Raw genomic sequence first — 25,979 nt, 5'->3', positions numbered from 1 at the left:
CTAATGCGCCTCCACGCAGATGCCCACCATTTACCCATCTGAATGAACTCTGACCGACCGACAACGTCCGCGTAAAATCAGATCAAGCGAACTGCCCGGCTCCCTGCAAAATCACGGGAAATCACGAGTTCCCGAGACTTTCGGCAAGGTCCAGAATCGCCCCGATTCTGCAAGGGGTCACAGGTTCGAATCCTGTCATCCCGACCAAAAGTCCCGGAAACTCACGAGTTTCCGGGACTTTTTAGGTTAAACAATTGATCACACCATCAAAAACCCCTCCGAGAACGCCATCCGGCGACTCAACAGTGCGAGGCGACCACGTCACATTTGCTCCCCTGTGATTGCTTAGGTGTGCCGGCCGCACCGGATTCTGGGAAGCCAAGACCCGCACGACTTTGCAGTCGCTGCTACATGTCGCAGCGCGCGACCATTGCCCTCCCGCCGAGCTGCTTCGGTGGACCCTGGACCCGGCCGCCGCCCACGACGACGTCTCCATCCTGCTGAGTATTCCTGCCGCTGCCACCGGCTGGGGCGACGCCCTCCGGGCCATGCTCGAAGCCGACCCCCGCACGCGCGACTCCATCTGGCAGGGTGTCTCGCTGTCGCTGGGTGCCCTAGCCGAACCTCGCATGTTAGATGCTCTTTCCCCGCCGGAGGGTGAGGAGTTTGACCCCGCAGCGTTCCTGCGCAGCAATGGCACCCTGTATCTGCTCGACACCGGCGCGGGATCGAACAACTCGGCCGCTCTCGTGTCGGCGTTCGTCGAGGACCTGGTGGAGACCGCCCGCCGCATCGCGGCCCGAAGCGCGGGTTCCAGGCTCAACCCGCCGCTGCTGCTCGCCCTCAACGAGATCGGCAACCTCGCGCCGCTCCCCTCACTTCCCACCCTCATGGCGAAGGGCGGCAGCACCGGCATCACGACCATGCCGGTGCTGGAGTCACTCGCGCAAGCACGCGCGCACAAAGTGGAGCGACAACGCGGCCAGCACCATCTGGGACTCCTCCATCGTCAAAATCGTGCTCGGCGGAGCATCCAATTCTCGAGACCTGCACGATCTCTCGACCCTGATCGGCGACCGCGACAAAACCACCGACTCGACAACGATCGGCGATCGCGGGTCACGGTCATCGCAGCGTTCCATCCGCTGCGTGCCGATCATGCCGCCCGACACCATCCGTACCCTGCCGTTCGGCACCGGCCCGATCATGTTACGCGCGGCCCCACCTATCATCGCCAGACTTCAAATGCGGACCACACACCCCGATGCCAGGGAGCTGCGCGCGAACCGCGAAGAAGTTGAAGGGCTGATGCGGACGCCGGAACAAGACGCGCCCGCAACCGCGCCGGTCAAAGAGCCGGAGTGACAGCGAGCCCGACGCTCCGGCTCCCGGCCTTAACATCCGGAGGTGTCGTTACCGGGCTGCAGACATCCGCTCTGCCAGCGCAGCCCCTCCCAAGCCGATGCGTCAGCCCGGCGTGAGGACGCAGAACTCGTTGCCCTCGGGGTCGATGAGCACCACCCACGGCACGCCCCCTTCCCAACGTCAGCATCGACCGCGCCCAAAGACCGCAACCGGGCGACCTCGGCCGCCTGGTCGTCACGGAGGTACGGCCGCAGGTCGAGATGGATACGGGTCCAAACGGTGATGTCCGGCACACGAATGAACTCGAGATACGGACCGACACCCGCGGCCGACCCCAGCCTCGCCAAATCGTCGGTCACCTCATGCACGGTCCAATCCATCGCCTCCTTCCAGAATCGTGCCATCGTCCGTGGATCCGCACAGCTGACGACCACCCCGGCGATCCGCCCGGTGTCCTGGTAGATCGCTCGCGGCTCGAGCACGCAGAGCACATTGCCCTCGGGGTCGGCCATAACGATCCATGGCACGTCACCCTGGCCAATATCAGCGGATGTTGCGCCCAACTCCTTCAACCGCGCCACCAATTTCATCTGATGAGCCAAGGAAGATGTGGCGAGATCCAGGTGTGCGCGGTACTTCACCGTTTCGGGATCTGGCCCGGTGACGACATCAACGCACACGGCGGCAGGGCAGGACCAATCCCAAGGGTTCAACGTTCGTCACACCCGGCCCCTCGCTGGACACGCCCCAACCGAGCGCGTCCGCCCAGAAGCGGCCGAGCGCCGAGTCATCCCAAGATTTAAAATTCACCTGAACCAGTCGAAGCGCCATGGCGCCGAGCCTATTCGTGAAAAAACACCCGACACTAGATGCCGCCGGCGTAGACCCTTGAGCTTCCGCCCTCGAACTGGATTGCGCAGGGCACGCCGAGTCCAGTCTTTGTGGCGATGGCACGAGGCCCCCTTGGCCGCACGACCGGCAAGGCCCGTCCGGCGCACCTCTCAGTGAGCGCGGATCACGACGGTCCGGCCACATCACAGGAGGTTCAGTCCCATGACACTTCACACCCAGCAATCGCTGTCCGGTTTCATCGCCTCGGAACCGCAGCAGTCGGTCACCGAGAACGGCGACACCTGCTTCTACGTGCGCGTCGGCCAGCCACACTTCCGTCACGAAGCCACGGGCAACTTCACTGTACTTGAACCGACCTTTCACGACCTCGTCGCCTACCGGGCCACGGCCGACCGAGCTCTTACACTGTTCGCCAAGGGCGACAGCTTCGTGGCTGAGGGCTATGTGCGCACCTACCAAGTCGAGCACAACGGCGAGACCCTCGAGCGGGAACAGTTCGTCGTCAAGAAGATCGGCTACGACCTCGCTCGAACGAACTACGAGGTCGACCGAACCCGCCACTCAGCTGTGGCTGCCGAGCACGACAGCCCGGCCGCGCAGAATGCGATGCCCCAGGAGGCGGCGCCCGTGCACGCGCGCGCCAGCGCACCCGTTCTGGGGATGTGACGACGGCAATGGCAGAGTCCCTAGTCGAGTGGGCATCCGGCGATCACGATGACGCGTTCCAAGAGACCTCATTGGACGACCTCGACGGGCCGCTCACTACGGAGCCGCCGCATCCCATCAACTGGAACTTACTCAGCGCTGACGACGCCGAGGCCGAATGGATCGAGCTCAACCGCTGGGTGAACTGGCTGCGACGCACCTATGGGCTGCCCGCATCCGTCGTGCCGCCGTTCTGGCATCGGCACCCAGAGCTCGTCTGGGAACTCTCAGCGCTGCACCTGCACTGGCTCGGCGCCTACGACCCAGACCAGCACGGCTCTGCCCCGTTCGGCTGGCATCGCGATTTTGCGGATGCCCGCCAGCGCCTCCGCGACTGGGTGGCAATGTCGGGGACTCGACTGGAGCGAGACCGGCAGACCCGGCAAACTTCATGGCCAGGAGAACCACCCGCGGAAAGCGTCGAAGACATCGTCATCGGCGACCGCGACGAGGACTTCGTGCAGTTCGTAGTCGACGACGTCGCTCAGCGGCGCGAGGCCGAGGCTGACTTCTATGCTCGCGCCGGCTCTGGTTGATTCATCATTGGTCATCCATTTTTCGGAAGCTGCGGATCTCGTCTGAGGCGGCCTTGCCTGAAAAGTTGTTCCGAAACTGTAAAAGTCTGGTTGCGCGATCCTTGGTTGTACAGATGGGATTTGAAACCTAAAGCGCCCCCTATGAGAAGACGGAACCAGTCTCAGATCCGTATGATTACACGGTTTTTCAATCATTTCGTCATGTTAGAAAACGATGCGATCTCGTTCAAACGTTGCCAAAGAGGGTGTCAGTTGGTCTCTGTAAGGGGTTGCGGATCTACTCGAAGGGGTGTCACTAATGGTCCTGACGAGTCGAAACATGTTGCGCAAGACACCGCGGTCTCCATCGCAGTTGGCGGCGGTGAAAGCGATCGATGAGCTCGGAGCTAGTGGCGCCTTGGATTCGCAGTCCTCGAAGATCGATGCGGGTGCGCTGGAACTCACTGGTGAGGGCGGGTTCGTGCCCGGTCTGATCCAAGCGGCCCTCGAGCGCGGCTTGCAGGTGGAACTGACTGAGCCCCTCGGCTAAGAGAAGGGCGATCCGGAAGCACAGTTCTACCCGAACTCCTGCAACGACCCCACGTCCAAGCTGGTCGACGCTGAGGTCGGCGGGCTGGCTTGTGACGGGTCAGCGCGGCTGCTCACTACGTCCATCCCTACTGAGGCATTGCTAGGGGATGAATTTGCCGAGCCCAGTATTGTAAGGGGACCTACGGCTTTCGCCGCTTAGAGGCTGCGTGGTTCGCTGACCAGCCGTCTTGGTGGCTTCACATAATCAATCCCTTCCAGAGCTGCAGGCTCGACGGAGAAGATCTTGCAGGCGGCGTCAACGAAGAACTGCTGAACGGTGGACAGTTCAAGTCGGCCATCGGCCCGGTACCAATGGGCGACGCCGGTGCCCATTTCCATTATGGCGAGCCGGGCCATGGTGAGGTCCGCAGATTTGAAGACGCCGACGCGGTGACCGCGTTCTATGACCTGAGCAAAGAGACCTTCGTATTCGTCGCGCATTTCCTGCAAGGCCGGGCGGTTTTTCTCTGAAAGGGCGCGCATCTCATATTCGGCGACTCTCGCGGTCAGTTGATTGACTGCAGTAAATCCGATGTGAGAAGAAACGAGACCTGCGAGCTGGATGACGGGTTCGGAACTGCCTCGAAGGGCGCTGGCGCCAGCATCGATGAGTTCCTGGAGGCAGGCCCGCATGATACTCACGAGTAGGTCTTCCTTGCTACCTACGTAATGGTATAACGTGGCGGAGTTAATTCCCGCCTCGCTGCCTAGTTCGCGGATGCCGGTGGCGGCAAATCCCTTCGTAGCAAACAGGGACACTCCCGCGCGCTGAACTCGCTCTAGATTCATCCATTCCACTTTCGTAACACGAGTATTAATATTTTCGAGCGATCGATCGAAAACGCAAGACAATGACCAGAATCAATGGGCTCTCTATCAATCGATTGATCGAATTCTCTTGACTAAGTTGTTGCCTACATACTATGGTCCTTTTCAGGCGAAGCATCTCGCTTCATCCCGACCTCAACGCCCTTAAGGAGCACTGGTCACATGACGCAATTAGCTCAGTACAGCGCCGAACACACATTGGTAGATAAACCGATGGTCTGAGCCTGTAAAGAAGCATTGCTCGAGGCTTTCAGGTCGGAGCAGTTAGATCATGGCGCAACCTTCATGGCCATGAACCTGGCAACGTCTAGGTTTAAACATCGACGTTCTGTCAGGAGGGGCGCGCATTCCGAGTGTTCACCACGGGCCGCAGACTACTTCATCGCTGAACTTTTCTAGGCGGGTCCGCTTCATTCAGCATGGCATCCATCAATTCTTGGACGCGTGCCCTTGTGCAGAGCCATCGGAGCCTGTCCCATCCACTTAACGGTCGGATCTCTGGCTGTCGTCATTCACGTTACATTCCTGATTTTAGTTTCGTTCGTGCGCGTGTACTTCGTCCGCAAGTCTGACCTATGAGCACGGCAGCCGCTGCATGAACATCGACGATGACCGGGTCTGTCATCCCCTAGACGAGAACACTTCCAACGCCTCGTCCGAGACTTCCCAAATTTGCAGAGGAGAAGCACCTTGATCTCAAAACCATTCGAAGATATCAAAGTCGCCGACATTTCGACAACAGATTCGCGGACCATCACCGAGGACTATGTGCGGGCATTCGGGGAGCTCACCGGAGACAAACACCCGTTGCACATGAACCCACAATACGCGAGAGACACTCGGTTCGGGAAGCAGATCGCGCATGGGGCCCTCATGATATCCACGTTGCTCGGGCTGGTGGAAATGCACCCCAGCTACCTACTGTGCTTCTACAGCCTCGACAACGTGAAGTTCAAGGCTCCGAGCTACTTTGGAGATTCGGTCTCCGTAGTCTGCGAGATCCTGGCGGTGGATCCTCGTAAGGACGGCGATTCAGCGATCGTGACGAGCGCGGCCAAACTCATCAATCACGACGGTGTGGTGGTGCTGACCGGAGATTTCTCCCTACTCGTGGCTGGACGTGCAAGCGCACTCGCAGAGCCGATCGCGGAAGCGAAGGGGGTCCGTTGATCGCCACGACAGCCCATGCATGGTGGCAAGATCTAGAGGCGACAGATTTCCGTTGGCACGTACCGGAAACATTTAACATCGCCGAGGCCTGCACGGATCTTCAGACGCCAGGGAACACGGCGCTGATCGTCGATTCCAGTGACGCACTTACAACATACTCCTTCGGCCAGCTCGGCGTGCTTAGCAGGAAATTCATGGGACTGCTGCAGAACTGGGGGCTAAACCATGGCGATCGCGTGGCCATTATGGTTCCCCAAGGAGTCGAGGTGCTCACTGCGCATCTCGGCAGCTTTCGTGGTGGCTTTGTCACAGTTCCGATGTCCGTGAAGTTCGGGGCGACGGCAGTTGCCTACCGGCTTCGAGACTCGGGGGCGAAGGCTCTCGTCATTGACGCCGATTGTTATGACAGAATCAAGGACGCCCTTGCCGATACACCTGACCTAACGCACGTCGTCGTCGTCGGCCGGCGCGTGACGCGTGACCCCAGTATTGACGCTCATATCCTGGATTATCGCGCGGAAGTGGAGAACCAAGCCGAGTCGGCGGCGCCCGCGGTCACTGGGCCGCGGTCACCAGCCATCATCATTTACACCTCGGGTACGACGGGAAGCCCCAAGGGCGCTCTTCACGGTCACCAGATTCTGTTGGCACACATGCCGGGAGTTCGAACTAGTTTTGGAAACGCTCCGCAGCCGCAGGATGTTTTCTGGACTCCGGCTGATTGGGCATGGATCGGCGGTCTCTTCGACGTGCTGTTTACGGTCCTATCGCTGGGCTGCCCCGTTGTGGCGACTCCGGATAAGTTCGATCCACAGCGCACCCTCGATCTACTCCGGCGGCACCGAATTACCTGCGCGTTCATCCCTCCGACCGCACTCAAGCAAATGCGAAGCTCGGGGATCGATGCCGACGCCGCAGCAGGTACCACGATCCGAACCTTGGCTACGGGCGGCGAAGCTCTCGGAGAAGTCATAGAACGGTGGGTGGAGACGACTTTCCGGGCGCCGATCAACGAATTCTACGGCCAGACAGAAATGAATCTAACTGTCGGCACTTCCCGAACCAGCCGAACAACCCCACCCGGATGCATGGGACGAGCCTTTCCCGGCTTTGAACTGGCATTGCTCGACCCAAGCGGGCATGCTGTCCCGGACGGGCGGGCGGGAGAAATTTGTATTCGTACCGGTAACCCCGGCCAGATGCTTAGATACTGGAACGATCCGGACAAGACTGCCAAGAAGATCTACGCCAAGTGGATCCATACCGGGGACCTCGCCAAAGCCGACACCAATGGAGATCTTTGGTACGAAGGTCGCGCCGATGACGTCATCTCGACTGCTGGCTATCGTGTAGGCCCCAGCGAAATTGAAGACTGCCTCCTGTCTCATCCTGCTGTATCCATGGCCGCCGTGATCGGCATTCCCGATGAGTTGCGGGGAGAATCTGTGAAAGCGTTCGTCGTCCTGTCAAGAGGCTACGTCCCGTCTAAGACGCTCTCTACAGACCTGCAGAACCATGTCAAGCTCAAGCTCGCTTTTTATCAGTATCCCCGTTCGATTACCTATCTAGAAGAACTCCCAATGACGGCGACGGGGAAAATCATGCGGAAGGAACTTCGAAACCACACCGGTCCGAGTCTCCGTGCAGATCTGGCTCCAGATCCAACGGTCTACAAGTCCTAACTTGTCGTTCATTTAAACTGGTTCGCATGTTTATATGAAAACGTTCCAGTTACCACGCATAACACCCGACCAAATACGCAGATAGTCCTATTGAAGATGAGGATAGGCATGCTAGTCTCACGTCTTTTTTCAATACGAATAACGCCCTGCATACTTTCTCTATAGGCGTCTCCGGTTGACTTTTTTCGGTAACAATAACTCACATACCTCATGATAAGGAGCGGTATACATGACAAACTCTACTGAAACCGTGGAAACAATCTTTGGCGTTTCAGGTATCCAAATTTTGCACGAGGTATTACAACTGCATCAGGGGGAACACGAGAGGCTTAGGTCGGAAGCAAATAGACTAAGCGCATTTATGACATCCGTAGAAAACCGGGACGTTACTCCTATCACAACTTTCTCACATACCGACTTTATGGACCACGAGAAATGACCATTGCGGAGGGCGATCTTGCCCTAATGGGCATTCTCGAAATCGCCAAAAAAATTTCAAGCCGAGAATTGTCCCCAGTCGAGATAACGGAGGCATTTTTAGACCGCATTGAAAGGTCACGAACCGGTCTATCGGCATTCATCTCTACGCATCCGGACCAAGCCCTCGCGGTAGCGACAGCTTCAGAATCAATGATCAAGGCCGGCTACACTCTAGGGCCCTTGCACGGTGTCCCAATTGCGATTAAGGACAACATCTCTCTATCTGGGCGGAAGACGTCCGCGGGGAGCAAAATACTCGCAGACTATATTCCCTCGGAGGACTCTACAATCGTATCCCGTCTAAAGCGTGCCGGTGCGAATATCATCGCGAACACAAATATGCATGAGTTCGCTTGGGGAGCAACATCCGAAAATCCGCACTACGGAAAAGTCAAAAACCCCTGGGACACGAATAGAACTCCTTTCGGCTCATCGGGTGGATCAGCATCTGCTGTCGCTGCAGGGTTGATACCTGGTGCTTTCGGTACTGACACGGGCGGATCAGTTCGCCTCCCTAGCAGCGCAACAGGGATCACGGGGATTCGACCCACAATCGGTCGTGTCAGCAACCATGGGATAATTCCACTCGCATGGAGTCTCGACACCTGCGGACCAATGACGCATTCCGCAGAAGATAACGCCCTCCTCCTCCAAATAGTCGCTGGCCATGATCGTCGAGACTCGACGACGGCCACAGTCGCTGTTCCCGACTACCTACGAACTCTCAACAACGGCGTGCAGGGACTCAGAATCGGTGTGGTTCCCGATTATGCTTTCACTCAACTTCAGCCAGCCGTTCTCGCCGCTACTAAAAAGGCCTTGGCGCAGCTATGTGATCTAGGTGCCATTGTGCAGGAAATCGATATACCCGAACTCGAATATAATATTTCAGCCCTCATGACAATTGAGACCGCAGAATCAACGGCGTATCACCAGAGGTGGTTGCGTGAAAGACCTGAGGATTACGGTGACGACGTTCGCTTTATGTTGGAGCAGGGTGAGCTTTATCTTGCGAGTCATTACATACAAGCGCAGCGTTATCGCAGCCTTTTGAGAGATATATTTATAAACCACTTCAACGATTCAATAGACGTCTTTGTGTTTCCGACGACCCCATTCACTGCACCCATGATAGGCACCGAAACGATCGAACTCGAAACCGGGGTTGAACAAGCTACACTTCAGGCGATAATGCGTTATACAGGGATCGCTTCCCTAACCGGATTACCCGCACTCTCTGTGCCGTCCGGATTCGATCACAACACTTTACCCATCGGGATGCAATTAATCGGAAAACCATTCGGTGAGGCGACCCTTTTCAAGGTAGCTCATGCATTTCAAAAGAACAGTTCCTATCACATAAGAACACCCACATCCAGGTGATACTCACCGTAACAGCAAAGGAATAAGGCATGGGATTCTCAAAACATTTTAAAGGACCAGCCACAAGCCTCGACGACCAGATGGAAAGCTACGCCACCAGCAGAGTTCCAGGTAACCAAAGATGGCCGTCATTAGCAATTTTGCTGGTTCTCACGGGAAACGTCACGGCCATGTTCTGGTTTACCCTCGGGGGGCAACTAGGATTCCTCGTCGGTTGGCCACAAATGTTGATTCCAATCCTATATTTGATAACTACTGCAACCGTTCTCGGCGCGTTGATAATGCGCATAGCGAACAAACAAGGCTTAAGCATGGTCCTTCTTACGCGTGGTTTAGGGTTCGGTGCGAAGGGATCGGCAATTGCGTCAGTTGTCTACGGCATCAACTATGTTTTTTACTTTATATTTGAAGGCAGTATCGTTTCTCATGCACTCAGCCAATACTTTGGCATTGGCATAAACTCACCGGGTGCAAGTTTCGTCTTCGCCATCGTCGGTGCTATAGCATTATGGTTCGCATGGCGCGGCATGCACTCAATGAATATATTGCAGAAATTTGGGCTGCCCATATTCCTGATTCTCTTCATTATCGGAATGGTAATGCTGGCAGATGGATATGTTCTTGTTGGCCCTGGCCAGTGGGATGCCACAAACGACCTGGGCTCTCAAGCCATGTGGCAGGCATTTAGCCTCTGTAATGGACAAATTGTATTTCAAGCACTATTAGCCACTGATTACGGTCGATTCACAAAAAAGACGCTAGGATACATCGGCACCGGCCGTATCATGTTCGCGGAAATGCTTATGATCGCGATCGTCCTATTTCTCGGAGCTTTCATCGCATTTACCATTCTTCCGTACCTTGAAGGAGACGAACTCCTAGCAACTGACCCGGGATTCGTTTTTGCTACGTTTATGCTTTTGTTAGGAGTGATTTTTACAATCATTACACAAATACGCATCAATGTCATGAATTTATATTCTGGTTCTCTGGCATTCGCAAACACCTGGGACGTCATATCCAAACGTAAAATTCGACGAAACTGGTGGATGGTCGGTCTTCTCATAGTCGGCATACTGCTATACCCGGCGAACGTTCTCCAGTACACGGATACTTTCCTGGCCGTGACGGGCGTCATGACGAACACTTGGATCTTTATCTTGTTGGCCGATTACTTCATATGCAGGAAGCTACTGAAATTGGCTAAATCCGAAGTGATTGAATACCGAGACGGGGTGATCAGAAATTGGAATCCATGTGGACTCGTAGCAATGGGGCTCGCCGTTGCGATCGGTGCAGCCGGCGTCTTCGGAATGTATCCCGTTTACTACGCATCGTTTATTGCTATGGCTATCGGTCCTAGCGTCTACGTTGTGCTGACCGTTGCAACGAAGGGTAGGTTTTACTTTTCCAAGAGAGGCGAGCAACGTGCTAAGGAGGCGGACTTGCTCACGCCTACGGCCTCCTTCTAAGTTTAGAGTTTTACTTTTTAATATTTAGGAGAGGTAGAAACGAAATGGGTGAATTCATCGAGTTCGAATCCGATGAGGATGCAGATCGGTCGAAACTGGTTTATACGTTCGGAGGAGTCGAGCCGGTTCTCTCGATTAGACCGGGGACTGTGATCAGAGCGACAACATTGGATGCTTTTGGGGGGGTTTTAAATTCCATAGATAAGCTGCCCTCTCAAGTCTGTGACAGCCGCTACCTGAACCCGCAGACGGGCCCTTTCTTTCTTGAGGGTGCAGAGCTCGGTGACACCCTGGCTGTTCATTTCATTCAAATTGAACCACGGTACAAGTGGGGGGTGAGTGCGTCGATACCTTTTTTTGGCGGGCTAACCTCCACGCCGGAAACGGCCATGCTGCAAGAAGCGCTACCCGAAATGACGTGGATTTATGAGTTAGACAAAGTAAATAGGTTGGTCCGGTATGAAGCACGGGAAAGCAAGTTCGGTCTGGACCTTCCGATGGATCCCATGCACGGAACGGTCGGAGTGGCGCCACCACTGCGCGAAGTCCGATCATCGCTAGCTCCAGGTTGCTGGGGCGGGAACATGGATACACCGGAGATGCGCGTGGGGGCGACCTGCTATCTAGGCGTAAACGTTGAGGGAGCTCTTCTTTCTTTTGGTGATGGTCATGCCAGGCAGTCCGAAGGAGAAACCTGCGGCGTTGCCGTTGAGTGCGCCATGGATTCAGTGATAGTGGTCGATTTAATTAAGCACATGCAAACTCCTTGGCCGAGACTCGAAACCGATGAATATTTAATGACAACAGGGTCCTCCAAGCCAATGGAAGATGCATTCCGGGTTGCCCATGTTGAAATGGTTCGTTGGATGTCTGAACTTCTGGAAATTTCTACAATGGATGCCTACCAACTTGTGACCCAGACAGTACTTACCCCCGTGGCGAATGCATGTGACAAGGCTTACACGGTCGTTTGCAAAATGCCTAAAGCGTTCTTGAAGAATGTCGTGGCCATGAAAGGCATGCATGAGAAATTAAAGAAAACGACTTGGTAGCGCGAGATTAATTTCGACAATTACGGCCGGAATCGCGTTCTCGAGAATTGGGGGGAAGCGGGACCTTGCGACTTAGGAGTATGAAGATGTATCCGGCACCTTAGCTTTTCGATCAAGACGCCGAATAGAACCCCTGTGCAGTATTTTTCAAAGTCATACGTTCACGACAAAGACAGAGGAAACTTTTATGCAGAGTAAATCAATATTCATCAAACCAGAAGACGCTACCTTGGCCAAGGGAAATCCTCTCCATTATGCAGAGATATCGGAGGTGGCAGAACTCATAGCCCGCCGAAGTATCTCGGTTACTGATCTCCTCGCAGCGCAACTCACACGCATAGAAGAATTCGATCCCGAGCTGAAAAGCTTTAAGTTTATCGACGATAGCGGTGCGCGCGCAGCTGCGGCAGAACGAGACAAGGAACTCGCGGAGGGCTTCTGGCGGGGACCGCTACACGGAGTACCGCTTGCTGTCAAGGATATCTACGAAATTGCTGGATGGCCAGCATCGATGGGAATGCCCAGCAAGATCGGTGATGTATCCACGGTCACCGCAACGGTAGTCGAGCGCCTCCGTTCTGCTGGAGCCATAATCGTCGGCAAGGTGCACACCACGGAAGGGATTTACGCTGAGCACACGTTCCCATTCGAGGCTCCTCTTAATCCTTGGGATCGTTCTAAGTGGACGGGGGTCTCGTCGAGTGGGAGCGGTGTCGCATCTGCGGCGGGTCTAGTCTTCGGAGCCCTTGCTTCAGACACTGGCGGTTCAATCCGGATGCCCGCATCCGCCAATGGCGTGACAGGTATCAAGCCAACCTGGGGTCGCGTCAGCCGCGCAGGAGTGTTCGAGTTGGCCGCGACGCTCGACCATGTGGGAACCCTAACCAGGTCCGTAATCGATGGAGCGATCATGCTGTCAGCGATCGCTGGGCGGGACCTACTCGATCCAACGGCGAGCCTACTCCCCGTGCCCGATTACGCCGCAGTTTCACCTCACGGACTGCATGGTGTCCGCATCGGGATCGATATCGGATGGGCATACGACGACGTGTCGGTTGAGGTGAGCAGAGCACTAGATTCCACCCTCGACGTGCTGACGCACCTTGGAGCGCGAATCGTACCTGTCTCGTTCCCGGATTCACGGCAGATCGTTGAAGACTGGTTCGACGTGTGTGGAGTGCAAACCGCTGTGGCACATCGGAACTGGTACGCCGCAAATAAAGGGTCTTACGGCCCCGCTCTTGCTGCGCTTATCGAGAGGGGTCGAAAACTTAGCGGAACCGAATATCAGGAGCTGCTGCTCCGTCGCGCACACTTCCGGGGAAGCGCTCAAACAGTTCTTAATGATATTGACGCCCTACTCATTCCGGGATTGCCTTTCCCTGCACCTCCAGCAGTGGACATGGTACGTATGGACGAACAAACCGTGACCCAGGTACATCGGTATACCGTGCCTTTTACAATGTCGCAGCTGCCGACTGTGACTGTTCCGGCCGGTTACAGCGATGATGGACTACCAGTTTCGGTCCAGTTTGTCGGGTCGGATTTCGACGAGGCAACGCTTATACGGCTGGCTGCAGCGTTCCAAGCAAAAACAACATGGCACAAGCGCCACCCAACCTTGACAAGGGATTAGGAATGGATCGCAAAGTGTTCGAAGTGGTCCTATTGAGGGCAGTCTTGATCATGTCCCCCCGGAAGAAGATGTCAACTTTTATGGGTCAGTTCCCTTAGCCGGTCATAGAGTTCGTTTTCGCCTTCTCGGGTTCGTTGATCCAGGTCGTCGTCGGGAACGTTGGCGGCTGCGGGTGCTGCCGAACCAAGCGTTCGGGGTGATCGGCGTATGCCGTCGTGAGGACGCGCGCACGGGCATACTGGACGAAGGGTGCGCGGCCGTAGTGAACGTTGAACGGCGTATGCATCCCGATGCCCGAATGACGATGTTCACCGTTATACCAGTCGTAGAATTCGGTGCAGCATGAGCGTGCCTCAGCGAGGCTGTAGAACCGGTCGTGAAACTCGGAAATGTACTTCAGAATCTTGAAATGCGACTCCGAAAATGGATTGTCGTTGCTCGTATGCGGGCGGGAGTGCGATTTGGTCACGCCGTGTTAGAGCCGACTGAAAATAGGGCCGAGAATGCCTTGGGTTCTAGCAATCGTTGCAGTACAGAGATTTTGGGAGTTTGCAGGACCAGGTCAAACCTGCTTGATGAGTCTTCGACCGACTTTTCTGGCTTTGCTGGAGCGGCTTGCTGACGTGAGTGGTGCCTCGGCTGAGCTGGGCTTCAACCGAGGCAGCGGCTAGCTGTACTGAGCCGACTCGCAAGATGTGTCCACGCCTCGTCGTTGACGACCCGATCGGCGATGCCAGCGTCGAGCACATCCGTCACGATTGCTTCCATCCGCCCGATTTGGTCCGGGTCGTAGACCCGTGCTACAGCATCCTCGTAGGTCGGCAGCAATGTCGAGACGCTCGCCGCGGCATCCTGCTCGCGCTGGATCTCCTCGGTCGCAGACCGCTCAACGCCCTCGCGCGCGAGCACCGCGGTGAGCGCATCGATGATCGAGGTGCGCAGGTGATCGGGAGCGTGCGCATCCGCCTCAAGAGTCTCTTCAACGACCGCATACATCCGGTTGGACTCACGCCCGCGGGTCGCCGCCACGTAGAGCTGCTCCCGTGACGTCGACTGCGGGTCCACAAGAATGTGGGACGTGTCCACGGTCATGCCCTGCACTCGATTGATCGTCGCCGCCTACCCAAGCTCCACGTATGTGGCCACGTATTCGACCGGCAGGGTCAGCACTCCCCCGTGCCGAAGGCTCTTCACCTTCAGGTCTCCGCCCTCGTCGCCCAGGATCGTCCAGAGGTCTCCGTTCGCGACAAAGTCCTTGCCCTGGTTGGAGCGCAGCTTCCGATCATTCGGGACTGCCCCGGGTTCAGTTGACTCATAGGGTTAGTGGTTTCAGGCGGTCGTGAGGGCCATAATCATTGTCTCAAACTCGATCGGGGTGAGCTTACCAAGGCGGCGTTGTCGTCGCCGGCGGTGGTAGGTCCGTTCGATCCACACGACCATCGCCAGGCGGAGTTCGTCCCGGGTGGCCCAGCGTTGCCGGTCGAGGACGTTCTTCTGCAGCAACGCGAAGAACGACTCCATCGCGGCGTTGTCGCCACGCGCGCCGACCCGGCCCATCGATCCAGTGATGCTGTTGTTCTTTAGCACCCGGACGAAGGCGTTAGACCGGAATTGCGACCCGCGGTCGGAGTGCAGGATCGTCCCCTCGATGGTCCGCTGCCCGATCGCGTTGCGGGCGGCGGCGACGGCCAGCGACGCTTTCATTCGTGAGTCGATGGAGTAGCCGACGATCTTGTTCGAGTAGACGTCCTTGATGGCGCAGAGGTAGATCTTGCCCTCGTCGGTGCGGTGCTCGGTGATGTCGGTCAGCCAGAGCTGGTTCGGACGGGTCGCGGTGAACTTCCGTTTAACGAGGTCATCGTGCACCGGCGGCCCGGCCTTCCGCGTCAGGCCGCGTTTCTTCGCGAACACACTCCAGAGCCGCTGCTGGGAACACAGCCGCCAAACCCGGGGCAGTCCCTTTCTAGCAAGCCAGTCACCGTCGATTTTCTGAAAGCGCACACACAAGTTTACGGAGTCCTGAGCTCAAAATCCATCATGAGACCAGCCGCGCGCTGCACTTCACGCTGCCGGTCGTCCGTGGCCCGGTTCGCGGCGCGCATCGCCTTGAGCGCGGTGGGTGGCTTCTGCCGCCCAGCCTCGGAGGTGTTCAGCCGGGCGCTCTGAGCCCAAGCCGTCTCCTGCAGTGCCGCCACGCGGGCCGCAAGCTCCGCACCAACACCGCGCTCACGGTACGCCTCAGGGATAGCCTGTGTTTGGGCCGGGTCGACCTTGTACCGATCGCGGAACACGTCGACTTCGTCAGCGAGGCGCACCCACTCCTGGCGAAGGGTGCTCTCGGCCGGGACATCGCCAAGCTGCTGTGCCCAGTCGGGCTGTTCGGTGGCGATCGCTGTGCCGCGTTCCTCGAGGCGGACGGCCAAGTACTCGTACCGCTCCGCGAGGTGGTCCCGCCATGCGGGGTCGGTGCCGGCAGCATCGAGCACCCGCCGATCGGCAATCCACGCCGGTACTGCAGGACGGTCGGCCGCTGACACCGGCGCCTGGTCGGCGGGTGCTGTTTCGATGCGTCGTTGCATCCATGCTCGCACTCAACGCCCCGCGATGAGGTTGTCAACCGCCTCGAAATCCCTACCCTCGACGTCAAAAAAACTCTCCGCTAGCACGGAGGAAAGCCTGCGGCAAGAGACGAACGAGGCTGCGTATTGACTGCAATCGAAACAGTCAACGGGCGGGACTAATCGTCAATCACGCCGCAATCACCAGAACCGGGATAAGAAGAAATCACGGTTTCGTCAGCAACCGACCGGTGGGCTGAGGCTAAGCTCGGGCACACCGTTGCCACGCTGACCCAGAGGACATCCGAGTCATGAGCACACTGAACTTCGGCGAGACTGACCCCGCCCCCTCGACCCCCACGGTACCGCTGGCATGCGTCCTCTCCCTCGCTCGCGAGCGACGGGCGCGCTGGCACCCCGCGTCACCCGTGCACCTGCAGATCGCCGAGTGGGTGTGCAGCCTGGTCACCTCAGGCAACCTGACCGCTGGCGACAAGCTACCGCCGGAACGCCAGCTTGCCGAAGCCCTCGCCGTGAGCCGAATGACCCTGCGACAGGCCCTTGAAGGCCTGCAGACCGCTGGATGGCTCACCCGCACCCGCGGCCGCCACGGCGGCGCCGTGATCGCCAATCACCGCTCCGACGTGGACATTTCTAACCTGGTCGGCCTGCGCACCCAACTGTTGCAGTCGGCCATGACGGCATCCTCCCGGCTCATTTCGGCCACCGTGCAGGTTCCCGACGACGCCACCCGCGCGGCGCTGCGGCTCGGCCCCGACGACACCGTTTTCGACGTGATACGAGTGCGGTTCGCCGACGATGTGGCCGTAGTACTCGAACGCTCGTTCTTTCCCACTGCCCTATTTGCTGACCTGCTCGACCTCGACCTCACGGGGTCGATGTATTCGATCATGCGCCGGCACTACGCACTCGGGCCGGTCTCCGCCACACAGGAACTAACCGCGATCATCATCGACCCGGCGGATGCCGCCGTGCTCGATGCCGCCCCAGGCAGCCCGATTCTTAGCATCGCCCGCACATCGATCGCGGGCAACGGCACGCCGGTGGAGTTCTCCCGCGACCTGTTCCGCTCCGACACGCTGCGCGTAACCGTCTCGGGCCGCGTCAGTTCGGCAACGGATTCCCTCAGCGAGCCGTCGCAGACCAGCCCACCACATTCTCCACCGCCGAACCGAAGCGCCGGATCAACGCTGGCGGGCTGAGCGACTCCAGCACCCCGTCGCAGTGCGATGCCAGCTCGCTCGCAGAGTGCGTCCCCGCGATCGCGAGCACTCGCATGCCAGCCGCCCGCGCCGCCGCAATCCCAGGAAGTGAATCCTCCAGCACCACGATCCGCATGGGATCGCTGAGCCCGAGCAACTCCGCCCCGCGCAGAAAGCCCTCGGGGTGCGGTTTGCCCACGGCCACATCCTCTTCCGCGACAACTGTGCCCAGCAGTTCGTGCAGGCCGGCGTTCCGCAAGGCGGGCAGGACGCTCTGCCGGCCCGCTCCGGTGACCACGGCCAGGGCCAGGCCGAGCCCAGCGGCCTGTCGCACAAAGTCCCGGGCAGGTTGCGAGATCAGCTGAACCCGAGCAGCCTCCCGCTGATATCGTTCGGTCAACTCGGTCAGCAACATATCGACGGATGCATGGGGCCGCGTGCTCTCAGCGGCAAGCAGCGTCACGATTGCGCGATCGCTGAGGCCCGCGCACACGGCGGTGTACCTGTCGGCGCTCAGCTGCACGCCCAGCTCGTCGCGCGCCAGCTCGCAGATCAAGTCACTCAACAGGTCTTCATCGTCAGACAGGGTGCCATTGAAATCGAGCAGTACACCCTGCATCTCGGCCATGCTCCAGCCGGCTGTCGGTGTCCCCCGCTGTTCTGCCATCTCGGTCGTCCTTTGTATTGGGTGCGCAAAGTATCCACTATGAAGTACTCAAAAAACGGTCTAGACCAAATTCAACGGACGGACACGCACAGTTCATTTGCCAGACACCTCGGTGCTCAACGCTGGAAATATCCCACCCACCACTTCTTCTGGAGCGCGACTATGCCTGCCCTTTTCTCTCGTTTGTCTCGGCCGTCTGCATCTTCGTCTGCGCGACGCCGTGCTGGCATCCGCTCGGTAGCGGCGGCCATCGGCCTCGCCGTCACCCTTCCGCTGCTGGCTAGCTGCTCCGCGCCGGCCGCCGAGGCCCGCGAAATCGGGGGGACCCTCGACGAGATCATCGTGCTCGCTCAGGCGGAGGGGATGGTGCAGCTCATCGCCTACCCGGAGACCTGGGCAAACTACGGCGAGTCTTTCGCGGGTTTTGAAGCTAAGTACGGCGTGAAGGTCGAGGTGGCCAGCCCGAACGCGTCCAGCGGCGAGGAACTCTCCGCCGTGAAGAACCTCAAGGGCCAGTCCACCCAACCCGACGTCCTCGACATCGGCTACTCATTCACGCAGCCGGCTATCGACCAGGACCTGCTCGACATCTACGTGCCCACCCAGATCGCCGAGGTACCCGACGGTCTCAAAGACCCCGAGGGCTACTGGGTCGGCGCGTACTACGGCGTGCTCAGCATCGGCGTCAATGCCGACGAGGTCGACGTGCCCGCCTCGTTCGCCGACCTCAAGGACCCGCAGTACAAGGGCAAGATCACCATCAGCGACCCGCGCGATGGCGCCTCCTCACTTGCCACGGTCTTCGCGGCGGCGCTAGCCAACGGCGGCAGCCTCGACAACATCCAGCCCGGGATCGACTACTTCGCTGATCTCGCGGCTGGCGGATACCTCGTCAACTCGGTCTCGAACGCTGCCGCACTCTCGACCGGCGAAGCGGCCGTGACCTTCGACTGGAACTATAACTACAGCGGCCTCGAAGCCGAGATGACGCAGTCGGCGGTAGACCTGCAGGTTCTGGTACCCGGCGACGGCGTGTTCGGCAACTATTACGCCCAGCCAATCACCAACGACAGCCCGCAGCCGAACGCTGCCCGCCTGTGGGTGGAGTGGCTGCTCAGCGACGAGGGCGCGATCAGCTACGCCAAGAGCGGTGCCGTGCCCGCCCGGTACGCCGCGATGGATGCCGCCGGCACCCTTCCCCAGGAAGCCCGCGACGCCCTTCCTTCGGCCGACATCCTTGCACAGATCAAATTTCCCACGCTTGACCAGGCTGCTGCGGCGACTGAGCTGATCGTTGACCAGTGGGGTGCTCGTGTCGCAGGCCAGTGACCTGCTTGTGCGGGGGCGAGCCCGGGCCGCTGAGGCGGTGTCGCAGCCGGTGAGTGTGGGATCCGCTGGCCGGCAGCTGCTGCTGGCGCGACTTCCAGGTCGCAACGCCCTGGGCCTGCTTCCCTACTTCGCCTTCATAGGCGTGTTTTTGCTACTGCCGATCGTGGCCAACGTGTGGACCAGCCTGCATGACAACTCCGGCGCCTGGTCGCTCAAGTCCATGGTCAAACTCGGTGAGCAACAGTATCTCTCCGCGTTCCTGAACACTATGGCGCTCTCCGCCGTCACCGCTGTTCTCGGCGGCGCGCTCGGACTGCTCGTGGCCTGGGCCCTGGCCACGCTGCAGCACCCGCGCTGGCTGCGCTCGATCATGCTCTCGTACTCGGTCGTTGCGTCACAGCTCGGTGGCATTCCGTTGGCGTTTGCGTTCATCGCGACCATCGGCTCGCAGGGCCTGATCACGATCGCCGTCTTCGACGCGACCGGGTGGGACCTCACCGAGATCTTCGCGGTGTCATCGTTCTGGGGACTCGTTGTGGTCTACCTCTACTTTCAGGTGCCGTTGATGGCGATTCTCGTGCTGCCGGCCATCATGGGCATCCGCCGGGAATGGGGCGAATCCGCACTGAGCCTCGGGGCTGGCCGTTGGCGCTACCTAACCGACATTCTGCTGCCCATTCTTTCCCCCGCCATTGGAGGCGCAGTGCTGCTGCTCTTCGCGAACTCGTTCAGCGCCTACGCGACCGCGTATGCCTTGAGCGGCGGCGGCGCTAACCTGGTGCCGATTTTGATCGGCTTCTTCATCTCGGGCAACGTGCTCACCGATCAGAGTTTCGGCGCCGCCCTAGCGACCGGAATGATGCTCGTGATCACGCTTGCCATGGTGCTGCGCCACCTGCTCGTACGGCGCACCACGCGGTGGTTGCAGTGAGCGGCACGAGCCGCATCGGCACAGGCTCTCGCAGCATTGTGCAGGGGATCGTTCTCGTCACGGCCGGGCTCCTATTTGCGGTGCCGCTCGTGGCATCCGCTTCGTTCGGATTCACGCTGCCGGAGCAGGGCTTATCACTCGAACCGATCCGGGATGCCGTGGCGGACTCGGGGTTTGCCCCGCAGGTGCTGCAGAGCCTGACGCTCGCCTTGCTCACCATCGTGGCATCGTTTGCGCTGCTCATTCCCACGCTCGTCTGGCTGCACCTGCGCGCGCGGCGCTGGCTGCCGCTCGCGGAGGCACTGTCGGTGATTCCATTCGTCGTCCCCGCAGTCGCACTCGTCAACGGCGCCAACCTCGCATTTCGTGTCACCACGCCCGGCTTTCTCACGAGCGTCTACAGTCTGGTGCCTTTCTATGTGATTCTCACGCTGCCGCTCGTGTACCGCGCGCTCGATGCGGGGCTTCGGGCCATTGACCTGCGCACCCTGTGCATGGCGAGTGCGAGTCTCGGGTCGGGACCAGTGCGCACGTTTTTCAGCATCATCCTGCCAAACCTGCGGGCGGCGCTGCTGACCGCGGCGCTGCTGTCGTTCACCATGGTGCTGGGTGAATACGTACTTGCCACTCTGCTGCTGCACTCGACGTTCCCGGTGTTCTTGGTGCAGATCGGGCAGGACCGCCCGCGGGCGGCGGCCGGTCTCTCGCTAATCACCATTGTGGGCACCTGGCTGGTGCTGTCGGCACTCACCGGCCGCGGGCTCTCAAAGCACCGCACTTCCCTCCCGCGTTCCCCTGACCTAAGGACTGCCTCATGACCGGCACCAGTGCAGACGTCACCCTTCGTTCCATCAGCAAGAGCTACGCGCGCCAGAGCGTGTTGAATGACGTCGACCTCTCGATTCGGGGCGGCGAACTGCTCGCCGTGCTTGGCCCGTCGGGATGCGGCAAGACCACCGCGCTGCGGGTGATAGCCGGGCTGGAACGCCCCGACGGTGGAACCGTACACATCGACGGCAGTGACGTGACTCACCGGCGCATTGACAAGCGCGGCATCGGCATCGTCTTTCAGGCCTACTCGCTATTTCCGCACCAGACGGCGACCGAAAACGTGGCATACGGGCTACGGGTGCGAGGAGCCAGCCGCTCCCGCCGGACAACCCGGGCGGCCGAACTGCTCGCACTAGTCGGCCTAGTCGACCACGGGGCAAAGTATCCCCAGCAACTCTCCGGCGGCCAGCAACAGCGGGTGGCGCTGGCCCGGGCAATCGCCATCGAACCACGCGTGCTACTGCTCGATGAGCCGCTGTCGGCGCTGGACGCGCAGGTGCGGGTGCAGCTTCGGGAAGAGATTCGACGTATTCAATATGAAATGGGCACCACGACCGTGCTTGTCACGCACGACCAAGAGGAGGCGCTGAGCATGGCCGACCGAGTGGCCGTGATGCGCGCCGGTCGAATCGAGCAGGTCGGCACTCCTCACGAGGTGTATCGCCAACCCACGACCGCCTTCGTGTCGTCATTCATCGGGGTGGTCAATCGCATTCCAGGCCGAGTCACGGGAGCCGGCCAGGTGTCGGCGCTCACCCAGCAACTTGACCTGGCCACGGCCGGATACAGCACCGGCGACCTCGTGGAACTTCTTGTGCGACCCGAGCACATCAGCATCCGCCCGGAAAGCGACCGGCCAGCCGGCGCGACCACGATCGACACCGGCGTCGTGACCGCGCTCACGCTACGCGGTGCTATCTCGAGCCTGACTGTGATATTTCCCGAACTGCCCAACCCGATTCGGGTCGACCTGCCGTCGCGTGAGGCCCAGCTGTTCGAGCGCGGGCATCGGGTGCGCCTCACCGTGCACGCCGAAGATGCCCTGATCGACACAGCCGCGGTCAACCAGACTGCACGGGTTGCAGCATGAGCCGCCGCAAGTTCTGCCTGATCGGCATCGACGGCCTCATCATCGACCGGGCTTTGCGCTCCGGGTCGGCGCCGAACCTCAGCGCGTTCATCGAACGCGGTCATCTAGCCGCGATGACCATGGAGGTGCCCACCATTTCGGGGCCCGGCTGGTCGTCGATTCTCACCGGGGCTACCCACGCCGAGCACAACGTGTTCGACAACACCTTCCACGGCCACACGCTTCGGGCCAATGCCGACCTGCTCAGCCGCGCGTATTTCGCCGACCAGTCGGTGACCAGTTACGTGGCGAGCGGCTGGCCCCCGCTGGCCGACCCGGCCGGCCCCGGCCCGGTGATCAGCCCCCGCCTTGACCAGCAGAACGCCGGGGTCCACAAGGTCATCGTGCGCGACGGCGAACTGTACGGCTATCGGCGCGCCGACTCCGAGGTGGCCGACATCTCGCAGTTGTACTTGAGCCAGGGCGGCCCGGATGCGAGTTTCGTGTACCTCGGCGAAGTCGATGAGGCCGGGCACGTTTACGGTGGGGCTTCGGCGGAATACCTCATGGCCGTGACCCGAGTCGACGAGCACCTCGGCACCCTGTTGCACGCCATCGCCTCACGTGCCGCGCGCGAAGACGAAGACTGGCTGGTCGGCATCACAACCGACCACGGACACCTCGATGAAGGCGGCCACGGCGGCGGTGAAGACGTGGTGCGCAGCTCGTTCTTCGCTGTCGCGCGTTCGGTTGGCGGCGACCCGGGCACTGAGCCGCAACCGGCGGAGGCCTGGTCAGCCGAGGGCGTCTCCCTGTCCGAGTCGATGCGACCCGAGCAGATCGCCGCGTACCTTCTCGAGCACCTCGCATAGCCGACCCGAGCGAGTACCCGTGCGTATATATGCAGGGATGCTAGTGCCGGGGCTGTCGGCCCGGGGAGTCTCGGCCGGTACGCGCGGGTCACTCGCGACCGAAGAGCTTTCCGAGGTCTGCGGGACCCCAGAATCTCGAAGTTGGCGCCGCGGGACTACTACGTGCGTGTGGCCAGCAATGATTACTCGGTGGACCCGACCGCGATCGGCCGGCTGGTCGACGTGTCCGCAGATCTGGCCCAGGTGACGCTGCGGTTGGAGGAGCGTGTGGTGGCCTGTCATGAGCGGGTGTGGTCGACCGCGCAGACCATCACCGATCCCGCCCATGTGGTTCAGGCCGGTCGGTTGCGCCGGGCATTTCAACATCCGGCTGCGCCGGCGGATGCGGACTTGCTGCGGGATCTGGCCGATTACGACACCGCGTTCGGCGTCGATTTTGATGCCCTCGGCGTGGATGAGGAGGCCGTGTGATGGGCGACTCGACCAGCAGTGAGATCGAGTATCTCGCTCGAGCGCTCAAAGCGCCGCGCATTCGCGACGCCGCCACCCGGCTGGCCGAGCAAGCCCGGCAGGCCGTCTGGACTCACGAGGAACACCTCGCCGCGGTCCTCTCCCGGGAAGTGTCTGCGCGAGAAGCGTCCGGGGCTGAGATCCGTATCCGAGCTGCCGGGTTCCCGGCTCGGAAATCTTTAGAAGACTTCAACTTCGACCACCAGCCCGCGTTGCGCCGCGACACCATCGCCCACCTGGCGACAGGATCGTTCCTGGCTGAAGCGCAAAACGTCGTGTTGCTCGGCCCTCCCGGCACCGGAAAAACGCATCTTGCGATCGGTCTCGGCCTCAAAGCCGCCCACGCCGGCCACCGGGTGCTGTTCGCAACCGCCGTCGAATGGGTGGCCCGGCTCCAAACCGCGCACCAACTCGGACGGCTCCCGCAAGAACTCGTGAAACTGCGCCGTTACGGGCTGATCATCGTTGACGAAGTCGGTNCTTCCAACTCGTCTCGTCCCGTTACGAACACGCCTCACTGATTTCGACGTCGAATTTGGCCTTCGCCCGCTGGGGCGACGTGTTCGGCGATCAGATCGTCGCTGCCGCCATGATCGACCGCATAGTCCACCACGCCGACGTCATCACCCTCAAAGGCGCCAGCTACCGACTGCACAACACCGGGATCGAAACTTTACCTTCAGTCCGCGCCGAGAACGCGGCACAATAGAACACACAACAAGGGCTCAGTTTTCACCGTCGAAAGTGGCTCAATTTTCAATTGTCGTCGACAGGCAGAGTTACACAAGTTGCCGGCCTCGATGGTGTCAGATGAGGAACCTCATACGGGAATTGAACTGTATCGAGACACCATTCTCCATTTGTCCTGGCCGTCACAGGGCACGCGACGCTCTCTGCGCCCGTCGGATAAATCCACGGTGACCGAGTTTCACAGCGGTGTACGTCAAGGGCCCCTATTCCGGCGGTTATCCCAGCGGCGCCGAGCCAAAATGTAGGAAGTCGGGACTCGTGCAATCAACAATTGTGACGCTGTTAATCTCGTTCATGAAGTTGCTGCCAGGAATCTCAACTTCCTGCGGACTGGCTGATGCCATGACGGGGGCGATTTCATAACTGAGACCAGCATCGGTCGTCCAAGCTCCATCGGCATTGGTGACCAGGTCGCCTTCATTGAGATAGAGCCTCAGATTCGGCGAGGTTCCTGTACTGAAGTCGGTGAGAGTCGCCTTGATCGTGCCGTCACTGTCACGCGCGATCTCGACAGAGCCAACCGTTTCAGTCCATTGAGTCACGAATTGCCCGGTGAGCGGGAGTTGCTGCTCGAACGCGCTCATTTGGGGTGAGTCGTTTTGGTGTGCCTCAGCTGGCGTCGCCACAGGCACCGGCGCGGACGGCGCAGACGACGGAGCGAGAGAGTCAACGCTCGGGAGTGGGGCGCTGATGCATCCACTGGAGCAGAGCACGAACGCCCCAGCAAGTGGAAATATTGACATCTGACGAATATCGAAGCGCATACGCTCGAACCTAACAGTCAGCTGATCGTTGCTGCGGCATCAGTCTTCGGCTACCGGTATTGTACCCACGCGGTGATCCCCGCTGGCCGTCGTGAATAGAGCAAAGGGCCAGCGCGCCGTTGACCGCTGCGTTTTGGTCGACACAAGGAGACATTGAACGGCGAATATCAATCATGTGGCGCGGAGGATGGGACGAGAGCAACGAGTGGCAGGGCAGGGAGCACACGTTTCACATCAATTCTCCACAGCGGCGCGGTCTGTCCAAGGCCGAGACAGCTCGTTTTGCACCCTCTCGTTAGGGGAACGGTGACCGGGACACCCGCTCGGATCAAGAGCGCCGAGGGCAATCTGTCATTTTCAAAGTCGTCTGCACAACGGCCATGGCGTTTCGGGGTTGTGCAGACGAGTGTGAACATTGGCTTGTCTGCACTCCTCTGCACGACGCACCTTCAGGCGGCGGTGTCCCCGGCTCGTTGGATTGCCCGGTAGACCGTGGATCTGGCGACGCTGAAGAGTTCTGCGATCTGCGCGGTGGTGTGTTCGCCGCGCTGGTGGACCTCGACCAGGTGCTTCTCCTGGGCCGGGGACAGTTTGGGTTGCTTGCCGCGGAGCCGACCGGCCGCTTTGGCGACCTGCATCCCTTCGCGGGTGCGTGCACGGATCAGGTCGGCTTCGAATTCAGCGACCATCGCGAGCACATTGAAGAGGAGCCTTCCGACCGGGTCGGTGGGGTCATGAACGGAA

The 25,979-nt window shown here is 59.6% G+C and carries 24 protein-coding genes and 3 pseudogenes; 18 read left to right on the top strand and 9 right to left on the bottom strand.

Going from position 1 to position 25,979, the window contains the following annotated elements:
* Positions 1-365 precede the first annotated feature (365 nt).
* A pseudogene (locus tag CXY72_RS02955) lies at positions 366-1,365 on the top strand (type IV secretory system conjugative DNA transfer family protein); the annotation flags it as partial.
* Positions 1,366-1,394: 29 nt separating this feature from the next.
* Here the strand turns inward: CXY72_RS02955 and CXY72_RS02950 are convergent.
* Complete coding sequence (locus tag CXY72_RS02950) at positions 1,395-2,006, bottom strand: VOC family protein (RefSeq protein ID WP_233197626.1); 612 nt, start codon at positions 2,004-2,006, stop codon at positions 1,395-1,397.
* Between the two features lie 412 nt (positions 2,007-2,418).
* Here CXY72_RS02950 and CXY72_RS02945 point away from each other — a divergent pair, with 412 nt between their 5' ends.
* From CXY72_RS02945 to CXY72_RS02935, 3 genes are all read left to right on the top strand, one after another.
* Positions 2,419-2,883 (top strand): single-stranded DNA-binding protein, encoded by a 465-nt coding sequence (locus CXY72_RS02945; RefSeq protein WP_104126220.1) that lies wholly within the window; start codon positions 2,419-2,421, stop codon positions 2,881-2,883.
* 8 nt (positions 2,884-2,891) lie between these two features.
* Positions 2,892-3,458: a DUF4913 domain-containing protein gene (locus tag CXY72_RS02940; protein WP_233197625.1), complete on the top strand. Its 567-nt coding sequence runs from the start codon at positions 2,892-2,894 to the stop codon at positions 3,456-3,458.
* A 319-nt stretch (positions 3,459-3,777) separates the two neighbouring features.
* Positions 3,778-3,987, top strand: coding sequence for a hypothetical protein (locus tag CXY72_RS02935; protein WP_199183935.1), 210 nt, complete (start codon positions 3,778-3,780; stop codon positions 3,985-3,987).
* A gap of 197 nt (positions 3,988-4,184) precedes the next feature.
* Here the strand turns inward: CXY72_RS02935 and CXY72_RS02930 are convergent, their stop codons facing one another.
* Positions 4,185-4,817 carry a TetR/AcrR family transcriptional regulator gene (locus CXY72_RS02930; RefSeq protein WP_199183934.1) on the bottom strand — a complete coding sequence of 211 codons (633 nt, stop codon included), beginning with the start codon at positions 4,815-4,817 and terminating at the stop codon, positions 4,185-4,187.
* 729 nt (positions 4,818-5,546) lie between these two features.
* Between CXY72_RS02930 and CXY72_RS02925 the strand changes: the two genes are divergently transcribed.
* The 6 genes from CXY72_RS02925 (at position 5,547) to CXY72_RS02900 (ending at position 13,731) form a co-directional block, all read left to right on the top strand.
* The gene (locus CXY72_RS02925; RefSeq protein WP_104126219.1) at positions 5,547-6,026 is read left to right on the top strand and encodes a MaoC/PaaZ C-terminal domain-containing protein; all 480 of its coding nucleotides are present in this window, start codon (positions 5,547-5,549) and stop codon (positions 6,024-6,026) included.
* Positions 6,023-7,708: an AMP-binding protein gene (locus CXY72_RS02920; protein WP_199183933.1), complete on the top strand. Its 1,686-nt coding sequence runs from the start codon at positions 6,023-6,025 to the stop codon at positions 7,706-7,708. Before CXY72_RS02925 ends, CXY72_RS02920 begins: the two co-directional genes overlap by 4 nt.
* A 435-nt stretch (positions 7,709-8,143) precedes the next feature.
* On the top strand, positions 8,144-9,571 hold the full coding sequence (locus tag CXY72_RS02915) for an amidase (protein WP_199183932.1): 1,428 nt from the start codon (positions 8,144-8,146) through the stop codon (positions 9,569-9,571).
* Between the two features lie 29 nt (positions 9,572-9,600).
* Positions 9,601-11,043: a cytosine permease gene (locus tag CXY72_RS02910; RefSeq protein ID WP_104126218.1), complete on the top strand. Its 1,443-nt coding sequence runs from the start codon at positions 9,601-9,603 to the stop codon at positions 11,041-11,043.
* A 44-nt stretch (positions 11,044-11,087) separates the two neighbouring features.
* Complete coding sequence (locus CXY72_RS02905) at positions 11,088-12,095, top strand: acetamidase/formamidase family protein (protein ID WP_104126217.1); 1,008 nt, start codon at positions 11,088-11,090, stop codon at positions 12,093-12,095.
* Positions 12,096-12,282: 187 nt separating this feature from the next.
* Positions 12,283-13,731 (top strand): amidase, encoded by a 1,449-nt coding sequence (locus CXY72_RS02900; protein ID WP_104126216.1) that lies wholly within the window; start codon positions 12,283-12,285, stop codon positions 13,729-13,731.
* A 94-nt stretch (positions 13,732-13,825) separates the two neighbouring features.
* Here the strand turns inward: CXY72_RS02900 and CXY72_RS02895 are convergent, their stop codons facing one another.
* From CXY72_RS02895 to CXY72_RS02880, 4 genes and pseudogenes are all read right to left on the bottom strand, one after another.
* Complete coding sequence (locus tag CXY72_RS02895; RefSeq protein WP_104126215.1) at positions 13,826-14,200, bottom strand: integrase core domain-containing protein; 375 nt, start codon at positions 14,198-14,200, stop codon at positions 13,826-13,828.
* Between the two features lie 182 nt (positions 14,201-14,382).
* Complete coding sequence (locus CXY72_RS02890; RefSeq protein ID WP_104126214.1) at positions 14,383-14,823, bottom strand: hypothetical protein; 441 nt, start codon at positions 14,821-14,823, stop codon at positions 14,383-14,385.
* Between the two features lie 237 nt (positions 14,824-15,060).
* Positions 15,061-15,690: pseudogene (locus CXY72_RS02885) on the bottom strand (IS3 family transposase); the annotation flags it as partial.
* A 50-nt stretch (positions 15,691-15,740) separates the two neighbouring features.
* Complete coding sequence (locus CXY72_RS02880) at positions 15,741-16,310, bottom strand: hypothetical protein (protein WP_104126213.1); 570 nt, start codon at positions 16,308-16,310, stop codon at positions 15,741-15,743.
* A gap of 290 nt (positions 16,311-16,600) precedes the next feature.
* Here CXY72_RS02880 and CXY72_RS02875 point away from each other — a divergent pair, with 290 nt between their 5' ends.
* A complete protein-coding gene (locus CXY72_RS02875) occupies positions 16,601-17,512 on the top strand; it encodes a GntR family transcriptional regulator (protein WP_104126212.1) in 912 nt (303 codons plus the stop codon).
* On the opposite strand, the gene CXY72_RS02870 is transcribed toward CXY72_RS02875, so the two are convergent.
* Complete coding sequence (locus CXY72_RS02870; RefSeq protein ID WP_104126211.1) at positions 17,436-18,179, bottom strand: HAD family phosphatase; 744 nt, start codon at positions 18,177-18,179, stop codon at positions 17,436-17,438. The genes CXY72_RS02875 and CXY72_RS02870 overlap by 77 nt on opposite strands.
* Before the next feature lie 162 nt (positions 18,180-18,341).
* Between CXY72_RS02870 and CXY72_RS02865 the strand changes: the two genes are divergently transcribed.
* From CXY72_RS02865 to istB, 7 genes and pseudogenes are all read left to right on the top strand, one after another.
* A complete protein-coding gene (locus CXY72_RS02865; RefSeq protein ID WP_104126210.1) occupies positions 18,342-19,508 on the top strand; it encodes an ABC transporter substrate-binding protein in 1,167 nt (388 codons plus the stop codon).
* On the top strand, positions 19,492-20,439 hold the full coding sequence (locus CXY72_RS02860; protein WP_199183931.1) for an ABC transporter permease subunit: 948 nt from the start codon (positions 19,492-19,494) through the stop codon (positions 20,437-20,439). Before CXY72_RS02865 ends, CXY72_RS02860 begins: the two co-directional genes overlap by 17 nt.
* Positions 20,436-21,257 carry an ABC transporter permease gene (locus tag CXY72_RS02855; protein ID WP_104126209.1) on the top strand — a complete coding sequence of 274 codons (822 nt, stop codon included), beginning with the start codon at positions 20,436-20,438 and terminating at the stop codon, positions 21,255-21,257. The genes CXY72_RS02860 and CXY72_RS02855 overlap by 4 nt, the downstream gene beginning before the upstream one ends.
* Complete coding sequence (locus CXY72_RS02850) at positions 21,254-22,360, top strand: ABC transporter ATP-binding protein (RefSeq protein ID WP_104126208.1); 1,107 nt, start codon at positions 21,254-21,256, stop codon at positions 22,358-22,360. The genes CXY72_RS02855 and CXY72_RS02850 overlap by 4 nt, the downstream gene beginning before the upstream one ends.
* A complete protein-coding gene (locus CXY72_RS02845; protein ID WP_104126207.1) occupies positions 22,357-23,211 on the top strand; it encodes an alkaline phosphatase family protein in 855 nt (284 codons plus the stop codon). The genes CXY72_RS02850 and CXY72_RS02845 overlap by 4 nt, the downstream gene beginning before the upstream one ends.
* A gap of 141 nt (positions 23,212-23,352) precedes the next feature.
* Positions 23,353-23,682 carry a hypothetical protein gene (locus CXY72_RS02840; RefSeq protein ID WP_104126206.1) on the top strand — a complete coding sequence of 110 codons (330 nt, stop codon included), beginning with the start codon at positions 23,353-23,355 and terminating at the stop codon, positions 23,680-23,682.
* A pseudogene (istB, locus tag CXY72_RS02835) lies at positions 23,682-24,430 on the top strand (IS21-like element helper ATPase IstB). The gene CXY72_RS02840 and the pseudogene istB overlap by 1 nt, the downstream one beginning before the upstream one ends.
* Before the next feature lie 256 nt (positions 24,431-24,686).
* Here the strand turns inward: istB and CXY72_RS02830 are convergent.
* Together CXY72_RS02830 and CXY72_RS02825 are read right to left on the bottom strand one after the other, a co-directional pair.
* The gene (locus CXY72_RS02830; RefSeq protein WP_104126205.1) at positions 24,687-25,055 is read right to left on the bottom strand and encodes a DM13 domain-containing protein; all 369 of its coding nucleotides are present in this window, start codon (positions 25,053-25,055) and stop codon (positions 24,687-24,689) included.
* 629 nt (positions 25,056-25,684) lie between these two features.
* Positions 25,685-25,979: recombinase family protein (locus CXY72_RS02825; protein ID WP_146071028.1), on the bottom strand; the 295-nt coding region annotated here is incomplete at its 5' end.

The organism is Cryobacterium sp. Y57, from assembly GCF_002929505.1.
Taxonomy (GTDB): Bacteria; Actinomycetota; Actinomycetes; order Actinomycetales; family Microbacteriaceae; genus Cryobacterium.
The sequence above is the reverse complement of the archived record's forward strand: the minus strand, read 5'-3'. Positions and strand labels throughout refer to the sequence as shown.

Bases quoted from the DNA above. Each gene is read 5' to 3' on its own strand.
- CXY72_RS02905 (WP_104126217.1), top strand. From the start codon at position 11,088: ATGGGTGAATTCATCGAGTTCGAATCCGATGAGGATGCAGATCGGTCG.
- CXY72_RS02940 (WP_233197625.1), top strand. From the start codon at position 2,892: ATGGCAGAGTCCCTAGTCGAGTGGGCATCCGGCGATCACGATGACGCG.
- CXY72_RS02915 (WP_199183932.1), top strand. From the start codon at position 8,144: ATGACCATTGCGGAGGGCGATCTTGCCCTAATGGGCATTCTCGAAATC.
- CXY72_RS02945 (WP_104126220.1), top strand. From the start codon at position 2,419: ATGACACTTCACACCCAGCAATCGCTGTCCGGTTTCATCGCCTCGGAA.
- CXY72_RS02890 (WP_104126214.1), bottom strand. From the start codon at position 14,823: ATGACCGTGGACACGTCCCACATTCTTGTGGACCCGCAGTCGACGTCA.
- CXY72_RS02870 (WP_104126211.1), bottom strand. From the start codon at position 18,179: ATGGCAGAACAGCGGGGGACACCGACAGCCGGCTGGAGCATGGCCGAG.
- CXY72_RS02935 (WP_199183935.1), top strand. From the start codon at position 3,778: ATGTTGCGCAAGACACCGCGGTCTCCATCGCAGTTGGCGGCGGTGAAA.
- CXY72_RS02845 (WP_104126207.1), top strand. From the start codon at position 22,357: ATGAGCCGCCGCAAGTTCTGCCTGATCGGCATCGACGGCCTCATCATC.
- CXY72_RS02910 (WP_104126218.1), top strand. From the start codon at position 9,601: ATGGGATTCTCAAAACATTTTAAAGGACCAGCCACAAGCCTCGACGAC.
- CXY72_RS02900 (WP_104126216.1), top strand. From the start codon at position 12,283: ATGCAGAGTAAATCAATATTCATCAAACCAGAAGACGCTACCTTGGCC.
- CXY72_RS02930 (WP_199183934.1), bottom strand. From the start codon at position 4,817: ATGAATCTAGAGCGAGTTCAGCGCGCGGGAGTGTCCCTGTTTGCTACG.
- CXY72_RS02830 (WP_104126205.1), bottom strand. From the start codon at position 25,055: ATGAGCGCGTTCGAGCAGCAACTCCCGCTCACCGGGCAATTCGTGACT.
- CXY72_RS02880 (WP_104126213.1), bottom strand. From the start codon at position 16,310: ATGCAACGACGCATCGAAACAGCACCCGCCGACCAGGCGCCGGTGTCA.
- CXY72_RS02850 (WP_104126208.1), top strand. From the start codon at position 21,254: ATGACCGGCACCAGTGCAGACGTCACCCTTCGTTCCATCAGCAAGAGC.
- CXY72_RS02875 (WP_104126212.1), top strand. From the start codon at position 16,601: ATGAGCACACTGAACTTCGGCGAGACTGACCCCGCCCCCTCGACCCCC.
- CXY72_RS02865 (WP_104126210.1), top strand. From the start codon at position 18,342: ATGCCTGCCCTTTTCTCTCGTTTGTCTCGGCCGTCTGCATCTTCGTCT.